The following is a 1,848-nucleotide window of genomic DNA, read 5'->3' as shown; positions in this document are numbered from 1 at the left end:
CGACACCGCGCGTCTCCGCCGTCCCGGCGGGCCCGGCCGCCTCCCTGTGCGCCCGCCCGTGGTGCGCGCCGCGTCCGATATCTCCGTCACGCCGCCCCGAGGTCCCCGCCCGGACGTCGGTGCCCCGCGCGTAGGACCGGCCGCCGAGGCCGTCCCCGGCCCGCGCCCGCATGTTCCCCCTCCGCCACCGTTCCGAGGTGCTTCACGATGCCCATGCCTTTCCGTGATCCCGGCTTCCCGCGGTCCGAACGGTCCGCCGCGCCCCCGACCCGCCGCACCCTGCTGGGCGCGGGCCTCGCCGTCGCCGGCGGCGGGATGCTGTCGGCCTGCCGCGACGGGGCGCCCGCCGACGACCGCGCCGGTGACCACGCCCCCGCCGCCCGCGGCCGCTCGTCCGACCGCTATGTCTCCCCCGACGGCCCGGAGGTCGTCGAGCGGGAGCGGCAGCGGGGCGAGGGCCCGGTGCGGTCGCACCACCTCACCGCCACCCGCACGGTGCTGGACCTCGGCGGCCGCGTCGTCACCTCCTGGGCGTACGGCGACACCGTGCCGGGCAAGGAGATCCGGGTCACCGCGGGCGACCACCTCAACGTGCGGCTCGACAACCACCTCCCGCAGAGCACCACACTGCACTGGCACGGGCTGGTGCTGCGCAACGACATGGACGGCGCCCCGGACGTCACCCAGCGCCCCATCAAGGAGGGCGCCTCCTTCGACTACCGCTTCGCGGTGGCGCACCCGGGGACGTACTGGATCCACTCGCACAGCGGGGTGCAGCAGGACCGCGCGCTGTACGCCCCGCTGATCGTCGACGACCCCAAGGAGCCGCTGTCCTACGACAAGGAGTGGACCGTCGTCATCGACGACTGGATCGACGGGGTGGACGGCTGGACCCCCGACGAGCTCCTGGACGACATGTACCGGCACGCCGGCCGGAGCGGGGACCACGGCGCGCACAGCATGATGGGCGGTGACGACGCGTCACCCGCGCCAAAGCGGCGCTCGCGTCTGCTCCTGGAGTCGCGGAGCGATCTGCTGGGCGGCGAGGCCGGCGATGTGGACCATCCGTTCCACCTGATCAACGGCCGTACCGCGAACGCCCCGCACTCCTTCCACGCCAAGCCCGGCGACCGCATCCGCATCCGCGTCATCAACGCGGGCGGTGACACCGCCTACCGCGTCGCGCTCGGCGGCCACTCCATGACCATCACCCACACCGACGGGCATCCGGTCGTCCACAAGGAGACCGACGCGCTGCTGCTGGGCATGGCCGAGCGGTACGACGTGCTGGTCACCGCGAAGGACGGCGTCTTCCCCCTCTGCGCGTTCGCCGACGGCAAGGGGCAGTCCACGCTCGCGGTGCTGCGGACCGGCAGCGGTGAGACGCCCCCGCCGGGCACCGTCCCCAAGGAACTGCGCGGGCGGCTGGTCACCGCCGACCAGCTCACGGCCGACCCGTCGGTGCGCCGGGGCGAGGGCCGCCCCGACCGCGTCCTGTCCATGGCCCTGACCGGTTCCATGTCGCGGTTCGACTGGGCGATCAACCACGATCCCTACCGGCCCTCGCAGCGCTACCCGGTCCGGGCGGGCGAGCGGGTGCGGCTGCTGTTCCGCAACAAGACACGGATGTGGCACCCGTTGCACCTGCATGGCCATGTGTTCTCGCTGCCGCGCGGCGGGGCGGTCAAGGACACCGTGATCGTGCGGCCGAGGGAGCGCGTCGCGGTCGACTTCGAGGCCAACAACCCCGGTCTGTGGATGCTGCACTGCCACAACGTGTACCACTCGGAGTCCGGGATGATGACGGTCCTCGGGTACCTGAGATGACGCGAGGGGCCCCGGCCGCCG

At 73.4% G+C, this 1,848-nt stretch carries 1 protein-coding gene; it reads left to right on the top strand.

Annotation, left to right across the window (positions count from 1 at the left end):
- Positions 1-213: 213 nt before the first annotated feature.
- A complete protein-coding gene (locus AC51EU_RS30080) occupies positions 214-1,827 on the top strand; it encodes a multicopper oxidase family protein (RefSeq protein WP_496270257.1) in 1,614 nt (537 codons plus the stop codon).
- Positions 1,828-1,848 lie beyond the last annotated feature (21 nt).

This window comes from Candidatus Streptomyces philanthi, assembly GCF_059553635.1.
This window is presented reverse-complemented; position numbering and strand designations above follow the sequence as displayed.